The organism is Rhodopirellula sp. JB055, assembly GCF_043100905.1.
Lineage (GTDB): Bacteria > Planctomycetota > Planctomycetia > Pirellulales > Pirellulaceae > Rhodopirellula.
Window position 1 is genome coordinate 1 of the sequence record NZ_JBICHO010000417.1, and the last position, 9,851, is coordinate 9,851.

General features: G+C 55.9%; 5 protein-coding genes. 4 read left to right on the forward strand and 1 reads right to left on the reverse strand.

Features of this window, described 5'->3' with window-relative positions:
• Positions 1–502: 502 nt before the first annotated feature.
• On the forward strand, positions 503–2,755 hold the full coding sequence (pnp, locus tag ACF8AM_RS16345) for a polyribonucleotide nucleotidyltransferase (RefSeq protein ID WP_392556661.1): 2,253 nt from the start codon (positions 503–505) through the stop codon (positions 2,753–2,755).
• Positions 2,756–2,904: 149 nt separating this feature from the next.
• On the opposite strand, the gene ACF8AM_RS16350 is transcribed toward pnp, so the two are convergent.
• Entirely contained in the window at positions 2,905–6,270 is a 3,366-nt protein-coding gene (locus tag ACF8AM_RS16350; protein WP_392556662.1) for a PVC-type heme-binding CxxCH protein, read from the reverse strand.
• A gap of 123 nt (positions 6,271–6,393) precedes the next feature.
• Here ACF8AM_RS16350 and ACF8AM_RS16355 point away from each other — a divergent pair, with 123 nt between their 5' ends.
• The 3 genes from ACF8AM_RS16355 to ACF8AM_RS16365 all read left to right on the forward strand — a co-directional run.
• Positions 6,394–7,263, forward strand: coding sequence for a ThuA domain-containing protein (locus tag ACF8AM_RS16355; RefSeq protein WP_392556663.1), 870 nt, complete (start codon positions 6,394–6,396; stop codon positions 7,261–7,263).
• Between the two features lie 50 nt (positions 7,264–7,313).
• Positions 7,314–8,729, forward strand: a complete 1,416-nt coding sequence (locus ACF8AM_RS16360; protein WP_392556664.1) for an alkaline phosphatase D family protein — start codon at positions 7,314–7,316, stop codon at positions 8,727–8,729.
• 359 nt (positions 8,730–9,088) lie between these two features.
• Positions 9,089–9,851: alpha-L-fucosidase (locus ACF8AM_RS16365; RefSeq protein WP_392556665.1), on the forward strand; the 763-nt coding region annotated here is incomplete at its 3' end.

The window sequence follows — 9,851 nt, forward strand, 5'->3', positions numbered from 1 at the left end:
TGTGACCGGGTGGTCGACGGCGTGGCCGCGGCCACGTGGCGTGCGTCCCCCCGGGCTCTTTGGTCCCGGGGCGGGGTGGAGTCGCAGCCTGTCTGTGACTCAACAACGCGTCCGGGAAAATCCTTCTCTGGATTTCAAATCCCCCCCTTCCAAATCAGTGAGCGTGATCGCCGCTTCGCTGGCTCTACTTTGACGCGTCCCTGTATTGGCAATCGGTCCGGTTGCATCTTGTCGCCTCGTCAAAGCAGTTCCCTTGTGGCACCTCCGGGTAGCCATGGCGATTCATGCAAACCAAGCCCAGGTTTGTTTGTCACGAACTGCATCGGTCGACTGACTTGTTTGTGGTTCTTCACTTTTGTTTTGTGGTGACCCAGTCGCCACTTTTTCCCATCAGCCGTTGTGGTTGATTCGGCCTTGTTGGCCAGGGATGCAAAACGGGCCGGCTTCTGAACAAGCCGTTCCTATTGTTGTTTGTTGTGTAAGTGCAGGAAAAGAGGTTGTTGTGAGTGTTCAAAAAGTTCGCGTGGAGCGAAAAATTGGTGATTCGGTGCTGTCGTTCGAGACAGGGCACATCGCCAAGCAAGCCGCCGGCAGTGTGCTGGTTCAATACGGCGAAACCGTTGTGCTGGTTGCAGCCGCATCGGGCACACCCCGCCCGGGAATCGATTTTTTCCCCCTGATGTGTGACTACCGCGAGCGTTTGGCTGCGGCTGGTAAATTCCCCGGAGGCTTCCTCAAACGCGAAGGCCGTCCGAGTACCAAAGAAATTCTCAGCTCGCGTTTGATGGATCGCCCGATCCGCCCACTTTGGCCAGAAGGCTACAAAGACGAAGTCCAGGTCCAAGCGTGCGTGATCGCCAGCGACTTGCAAAACGATGGCGACGTGCTAGCCATGATCGGTGGAGCCACCGCTCTGCACATCAGCCCACTGCCATTCAAAGGCCCTCTGGGCAGTGTTCGAGTTGGCAAGGTCGACGGAAAATTGGTCGCCTTTCCAACCGCTGATCAACTCGAAGAAAGCGAGTTGGACATGATCGTCAGCGGCAGCCGCGACATGTTCGCCATGATCGAAGGCTTTGCCAACGAAATGCCCGAAGACGAAATGATGGAAGCGATTGGGTTCGCTCACGACATCATTCGTGAAGTCATCGACCTTCAAGAAGAGCTGTATCAAAAGGTCAATCCAGAAAAGACGCCTTACCAAAGCCCCGAAGACGACGGGTTGCTGCAACGTCTGACCGACGCCTACTACGACGACTTCAAAGCTGCCCAGCAAACCTCGGGCAAACAGGCTCGCGCCGAAGCCGTCCGCGCGGTTCGCGATCGTGCGATGGCCGAAGTTATCCCTGATCCTGATGCATCGGACGCAATCTGCGTCAATCGCTTCAAAACCGTCTGGCACGATCTCGAAGAAAAAGTCGTTCGCGACCTGATCCTCGCCGGCACCCGCCCCGATGGCCGCGACCACAACTCGCTTCGCGCCATTCACTGCGAAACCGATTTGTTGCCACGCGTTCACGGTTCGGCTCTGTTCCAACGCGGCGAAACCCAAGCGATGATCACGATCGCACTTGGAACCAGTCGCGACGAACAACGCGTCGACGGTCTACAAGACGAGTACAGCAAAAAGTTCATGCTGGACTACAACTTCCCTTCGTATTCGGTTGGCGAATGCCGTCCGATCCGAGGACCAGGGCGTCGCGAAATCGGACACGGTTGCTTGGCCGAGCGTAGCGTCGCTCCCGTGCTTCCTTCCGCCGACGACTTCCCCTACACAATTCGCGTGATCAGCGACATCACCGAATCGAACGGTAGCTCCTCGATGGCTTCCGTTTGTGGTGCGACCCTCGGCCTGATGGCTTCGGGTGTTCCAATCAGCAACCCAGTCGCTGGTATCTCGGTCGGCCTCGTCCAAGACGGTCCTGACAACTGGTGCTTGATCACCGACATCCTCGGAACCGAAGATCACTTCGGCGACATGGACTTCAAGATCGCTGGTACTCAAAACGGTATCACCGGTATCCAGTTGGACCTGAAGGTCACCGGCGTCACCAACGACATCATCCGTGCCACGCTGAAACAATCGCGTGAGGCTCGGATCGAGATCCTGAAGAAGATGCTGACGGCGATCCCGCGTCCTCGTCGCGAAATCTCGCCAACCGCTCCTCGCTTGCTTCGCACGAAGATCTCGCCCGATAAAATCGGTGCCCTGATCGGACCTGGCGGAAAGAACATCCGTGGCATTCAAGAGACGACCGGTGCGGTCATCGAAGTCGATGATGAAGGCACCGTCTTGGTTGCCAGCAGCAACAAAGAGTCGGCTCAAGAAGCCATGCGTCAAGTCGAAGCTTGCACGGCAACCGTTCAGATCGGCAAAATCTACGACGGCACCGTGAGCAGCATCAAAGAGTTTGGTGCCTTCGTTGAAATCCTTCCCGGTCGCGATGGACTGGTTCACATCAGCGAAATGAGTGGCGGATACATCAGCAGCCTCGACCAAGTGATCGCCGTCGGCGACGCCATGAAGGTCCTGGTAATCGATGTTGACGAGCACGATCGTGTGAAGCTCAGCCGTCGCAAAGCTCTTGAAGAGCTCGGCGAAGAAGATCCTTTGGCCGTTGAAGGCGAAGGTGGCGGCGACGGAGAAGGCGGTGGCGACGGTGAAGATCGTCCACGTCGTCGACGTGGCGGAAGCGGCGGCGGAGGACGCGGGCGCGGCCCTCGTCGCAGCGGCGGCGGACGCGATCGCGATTGATCGCTTCTGAATCGAAGCAATACTGATTGATCATTGAACCCCGGCATCTGATTTGATGCCGGGGTTTTTCCATGCGCCGAAGACCTTCGCGCACCTTCGCCATCCGCCGCCGCAAAAAGCTAATGTTCGCGAATCGGCTCGCCGGCTCCTCAGTGGCTGCCGTCCCCTGGAGACGACTTCAGGTGAGCCATCAGATCCACCAACTCTCGCTCCGTCATCAGCTCTGACAGATTGCTAGGCATCAACGATCGCTTCGATGCCTGCCGGATCTCCACTGCATCGACCGGCACTTCCTGCGTCTTCCCATCGGAGGTGGTCAACCGGATGGTCTCGTCATTTTCACTGGTCACTAATCCGACCAGCACGCGTCCATCATCCAACAATAAACTCTGAGTCCGAAACGCCGCGTCAATGTTCCGATCTGGTAGCACCACATCCTCGATCAATCGCTCCACGCTACGTGAGATCGCTCCATCCAATTGCGGCCCAACCAAGGCACCTTCCCCGTGCAATTGATGGCATGATTGGCACCGCTTCGCAAAGACTGCTTTCCCCTGTGACGCGTCGCCTTTCAACTCGCGAACAGAAACCAAGAACGCATTCAGTTGTTCCGTTTTCCCAGCGTCCAGCACGATCCCGTCGGTCAACTCATTCAGTTTGTTTTGCAAACGCTCGTCCAACCGCGGCCCGATCGCTTGTTGAACGTCGGGATCCATCAACACCGCCGCGGAATACGCCCCCAACTCGATCGCGGAAAACAGCGGGCCCAAATCACCACCGTTTCCGATCCAATCCAAAACCAGCATGCGTTGCTGCGACGCATCCAAGTGCGGTCCCAACTGCTTCAGCGGTTCTGTTGCTTCCCACTGTTGTTGCAACGCGGCCTCGATCAACGACTCTGACAACTCCACATGCCCCGTCTCGGCCGCAACGAATTGAGCCAAGATTCCAATGCCAAACTTAGCGTTCAATCTCGCGAGCGTGCTTGCGACTTGCAATCGCGTCAGCACACCATAGCGTTCATCCGACAAAACCAACCTCAAGTCGCGCTCGATTTCATTCAGTCCCAAACGCTCTACCCATCCCAAAATTCGCAACCACTGAGTGGTCGTATTCGAGGGACCAATACGCTCGGGACGAAATCCGCCAAATGCCAACCAGGCATACGCGGCCCCTGGGTCACCATCGATCACCTCGATGCGAACCGTTTGCCCTTTTAAATCGCTCGTATCCCAAGCGATGCGTTGGGCAATGTCCGACCGAGGTGGCAGAACTTGTTTCCAAACATCATCCGTCGCTGCCAAACGAAGGCGAACCCGATTCTGCTCCGGATTCGGTTGGCCCGGTGGAGCGTTGTGGCCTGCCAACCAAAACTCAATCTGTTCCGGCGCCGCGAACCAATCACTCGCGAAAATTCCGGTGTAGGTTTCCCCCAGTGGAAAGCTGCTCAACAACTCTGCAAACTCATCGCGTTCCGCGTTGGAACTTGCCACCGAAGTCAACCGCGACTCAGGTCGCCACTCCTGATCGCCCGAAGCGAACCAAGCGACGGATACCTGGCCAGTTGCCGTCAAATCGTTCCACTCGGATTCGACCAACTGCAACGCCCAGACTCGAATCGCAGTTGGAACGTTCGTCGCACGAAAACCACCGGCGTCGCAAATCAAACGCAACCACTCGAACGCGGCGTCTGCATCATCGCCAGCCAGTTGCTTCGCCAACTCGACGCAAGCGTCCATCTGAATTGGCTCGGCCAGCGAAACCGCATGGCTCAGCAAAGCCTCGCTGGTTGCGTGCTCGACATCTGACATCGACGACACCTTCAACGCCGCCAATATCGGTGCCACCACTTTTCCATCGTCCAGCCCGAGCATGACCGAAGCGACTTCCCAACCCGGCACCGCATCCCAAATGGGATCGCTCGCTGGCGTTCGCTTCAGCAGATCGCGAATGGCGATGCGAACCGTCTGCTGCAAGACAACGTCCTCCTCAGCCGCTTCAGCCAAAGTGACCACCAAACGATCGACATCGGAAGTGTCACCGCGTCGCCCCAAGCACTCCGCAGCCATTCGCACCACATGCACATTTTCATGCATCAAGAATTCGCGAAGATCAGACAACGAAAAATCACCTGGATTGGTTTCTGAACTTCGCCGCATTTGCGAAACCGATCGTTGAGTTTCGCTGGCCGAATCGTCGCCACCTGCACGCGACCCCGTGTAGCGAATCTGCCAGATTCGACCGCTGGTTCGGTCACGCCCCGGATGCTCCAGCGGCACCTCATAATGCCCAATGATCTTGTTGTAGAAGTCAGCCACATAGATGTTCCCTTCCTCATCAACCTGGATATCCACCGGCCGAAACCAAGGGTCATCGCTGGTCAAAAAGTCGGGAAGGGCACGCCCTTTCGCGGTCGCCCCCACAAACTCACGCTCATTCCAATTCATACGCGAAGTCATCACGTTGCCACTGAGAAAACGACCTCGAAGCGGGGCGATCGGTGAATCCGGCGGAAAGAATTGAATGCCCGAGATTGCCGTGCTTCCGTGCAGGTGATCCATCATCGGTGGCAAGAACCCCAACCCGTCGTCTGGCCTGCCGAAACTCGGGTAACACGCACCGGCGATCAATTGACTGATGGGTTTGCTGTGACAGTCCGCCGAGTACCAATACCCCCATTCGTCACGAGTCATCCCAAACGGATTGACCTGCCCACGCGTGTGCAATTCCACTCGGCTGCCATCGGGGCGAAACCGGAACGTGTTCCCTGAGTGCATCGTGACGACGTGCCCATCCGTCCCAGCGACTTCGCTTTGATTGTTGAATCCGTGGCAGGCATAGATCCACCCATCACCACCGTCCCGCAATGAGTTGACCATTCCATGCGTGTCACGAGATGTGTCAAACGGCCCCAAGACGATTCTTCGATCGTCGCACTTCCCATCGCCATCCGTGTCTCGCAAGAACCAAATGTGAGGGATGCTGAAACACAAACATCCATCTTGATACGGCAACACTCCCATGGGAATGTTCAAACCATCGGCGAAGGTCGTCACCGAATCCGCCCTTCCATCCTGGTCAGTGTCTTCCAAAATTTTGATGGAATCCGGCCCCGTTTGATTCGTCTTGGCCGGGTAAGGATACGCGACACTGTTGGTCACCCAGAGACGCCCATCGGAACCGAACGCCATGTTCAGCGGCTTCGCAATCTCGGGTTCCGATGCGAACAGACGAATCTCAAAACCGGGTGGCAGATGGAAACCTGCTAGCTCGGCCTCTGGTGTGCGATGTTCCGTCGACCTCACCCCTTCCCCGTAAATCTCGGGCGGAGTCGCTGGTTCGCTGGCCCCCACCGGGTCGGTTTGAATGGAAGCCTCGCTCGGCCCCGACTCCTCCCCGATCGCCAAGTTCGGCCCTGCGAGCAAGCTCAACAGCACACTCCCCAAAACCGCTCGCATCTCCTTCCAATGCCGAAATGGGGGGCAATCAATTCCTCGATGACAATAGCGACTCATGGGATTGGTCAATGAAAGGGGGGCAGATTCCAACAGAAAACAACATACCGCAACCAAATCACCGGATGGTCGTTTACAATTGGGCACCATCCAATCTCTCGCCCACCTCAAACTCACATCACGATGCCAAAACTTTTCCTTGTCGCTTTGACCGCCCTTTTGTCTCCCATCTTCGCTGCGGGCGTTTCTCAAGGAGACGATGCCACCGATTCAGCTTCGAAGAAACCACTTCAGGTGCTGCTTGTCGCCGGCGGTTGCTGCCACGACTACACCAGCCAAACCAAAATCCTCAAAGAAGGCATTGAAGAACGTATCAACGCCAAAGTCACCGTGGTCCTCAGCGACAACACCACGACGCGTGCACGATTCGACATCTATGAATCGGATTATTGGGCAGCTGGGTACGATGTGGTGATTCACGATGAGTGTTCCGCCGACGTCACCGAAAAACCCTATGTGGACCGCATCCTAAAACAACACCTCAACGGAGTGCCTGCAGTCAACCTTCACTGCGCCATGCACAGCTATCGCTGGGACGACTTCCGCAAACCCGTCCAAGACGGTGCCGACAACGCGGGCTGGTACGAAATGATCGGACTCCAATCCACCGGTCATGGTCCCCGATTCCCCATCGACATCAAGCACCTCGACCAGCATCCCATCACCGCTGGCATGGAAGATTGGACCACGATTGACGAAGAACTCTACAACAACATCCGCATCTTCGATGGCGCCTCGGCACTGATCCAAGGCGTGCAAGAAACGAAGCCGAACAAGAAACAACTGAAGAAGAACCCCAACGCGAAACCCAAAGAAGCCACCGCAGTGGTCGCGTGGACAAACGAATACGGCCCCAACAAAACCCGAATCTTCAGCACGTCGCTCGGTCACCAAAACGAAACCGTTGCGGACGCTCGCTACATGGATCTCGTTTCGCGTGGTGTGCTCTGGGCCGCGGGACAACTCGACGAAACCACCGCCTCAGCCGAGTGAATTCCGAGTCGTTCCGGCGTAACTTCCCAGTGCTCCTTGCTTGAGTTGAAATGATGCGATCACGTCTTGCTTTGGTTTTTCTCGCGTTGCTTGTCTGCCCATCTCTGGTTCAAGCACAGCAGTATTTTCTAGGTCAAGGCGTGATGTCCGGCGAAGTGACATCGACCAGTGTGCTTTTGCAGACACGACTGACCGCGAGAGAAGGGCTGGACGAAACCGGAGACCTGCCCGGACGTGCGGGAAGGGTCCGTTTCGAGTGGTCCGCCAGCCCAGATTTTGAATCGTCCCAAACAAGCGATCTGTTGACCGCGGAGCCTGGCAACGACTTCATCGTGCGGCACCAAGTGTCTTCGCTCTTGCCGGGAACGCGTTATTACTATCGAGCTTTGGTTTCCGCCGCGACCGAAGAACGTCCGCTCGAACCAATCGGTCAATTCCAAACTCTTCCGGGTAGAGATTCCGAAGCGGACGTTGAGTTCCTGGTTTTCAGTTGCATGAACTACAACAAGTTCCTGCACGGCAAAAAGGCCAAGGCATCCGGGCCACTGACCGCCACGGAAGAGGACAAGCGATTGGGGTATCCGTCGTTGGTCCACATGAAAAAAATCTCGCCAGCATTCTTTGTTGGTACCGGCGACATCGTCTACTACGACAATCCTTATCGAAATGCAGAGACACTATCGCAACTCCGAAAGTGCTGGCACGAACAATTTCGCTTTCAGCGTCTGATCGATTTCTTGAAAGAAGCCCCGGGGTATTGGTCCAAGGACGACCATGACTTCCGTTTCAACGATTCGGACCATGGCAAAGATCGCCTGCCGCTTCCACAAACCGGAATCGAAGTCTTTCGAGAACAATTGCCGATCGTTCCCGCAGGCGATCAAGAGGCACCGACCTATCGCACTTTTCGCGTCAACAAGCACCTTCAAATTTGGTTGACCGAAGGCCGTGACTACCGATCCCCCAATCGCATGAAGGATGGACCGGAGAAGACACTGTGGGGCGACGAGCAAAGGCAATGGCTCAAAAGCACATTGAAAGCGAGCGACGCGAAATGGAAATTGCTGATTTCGCCCACGCCTTTGGTCGGTCCCGACGATGCCTACAAGAAAGACAACCACGCCAACTTGAAAGGCTTTCGACACGAGGCGAATGACTTTTTCAAATGGTTGGAATCCAACGAAATCGATCACTTTATGACGATGTGCGGAGACCGACACTGGCAGTACCACAGCATTCATCCGTCAGGAATTCAAGAGTTTGCCTGTGGTGCCTTGAATGACGAAAACTCTCGCATGGGCGTCTTGCCAGGATCGCCAAAAGGTACCGACCCCGATGCTTTGATCCGGCAACCATTCATCTCACCGGAACCCAGCGGCGGGTTTCTATCCGTCACCGCAGGCGAAAACTTGCTGGTCAAGTTCTATAACGATGAAGGCGAGCTTCTCTACGAAGCCCGCCCCTGATCGCGAACTCTCAAAAGCCCACCCTGGCAACACGCAACCGATTGCATGCCCCCTTACCGGTGAGGGTGAGCCTGCTGCTTTTCGGTGCGTCTTCCCGGCCGCTCGCATCAGATTCCCGGCTCCAGTCGATTGAAAACTGCGTATTTGCAGCGTCTGCTGCGCGAATCAGGAATGGATCGGCCGGGGCGAAAGCCAGTTTAAGAATCCACATGAAAATTTCAAACTCGGCTATGGGATTCCATTCAGCTCAGTGGAAACTAAACCAACTGAAACGTCCCCTGAAGACGTTTCCCGCCCCACTAACTCCCGCGTTGCCCCGCCTTTCGATGAGCTGCAGCATGAAATTTCGGATGACCCTGATGTCCATGTTGGCGTGTATCACACTCCAAACCGCCGTGGCGCAAGACCAAACCAAGCCTCACCCAGCGACACTGCCGCACCCTGAAGTTGAGCCAGCACTCAAGAACATCCACGCGACCATCACAGAAGGTCCCTTCCAGGCCGACTGGAACTCGCTGGAGAAATACGAGATTCCGCAGTGGTACAAGGATGCAAAATTCGGCATCTTCATCCACTGGGGGGCGTACAGCGTTCCTGCGTACGGAAGCGAATGGTACCCTCGCCAGATGTACATCAACCGCAAGCGTCGCGGCGACAATTTCTTCCAGTACCACATCGACACCTACGGTCCTCAAAAAACGTTTGGCTACAAAGACTTCATCCCGCAATTCAAAGCGGAGAATTTTGACGCGAAAGTTTGGGCCAAACTCTTCAAAGACACGGGAGCACGCTACGTCATCCCGGTTGCCGAGCATCACGACGGCTTCCCGATGTATGACTGCGCGTTCACTCGCTGGGACGCATCTGAAATGGGGCCCAAACGCGACGTGATTCAGGAACTGTCCGACGCGGTTCGTTCAGAGGGCATGAAGTTCGGTGTCAGCAGCCACCGAGCGTTCAACTGGATGTTCTACGTACGCGATGAATCATTCGACAACGCTGACCCACAGTACGCCGACCTCTATGGTCGTCCGATGCCTTTCTTGTTTGACGAAAATGCCTGGGACTACCAGCACAACTTCACGCCACAAGACCAGCAATTCAAAGACGATTGGTTGGCTC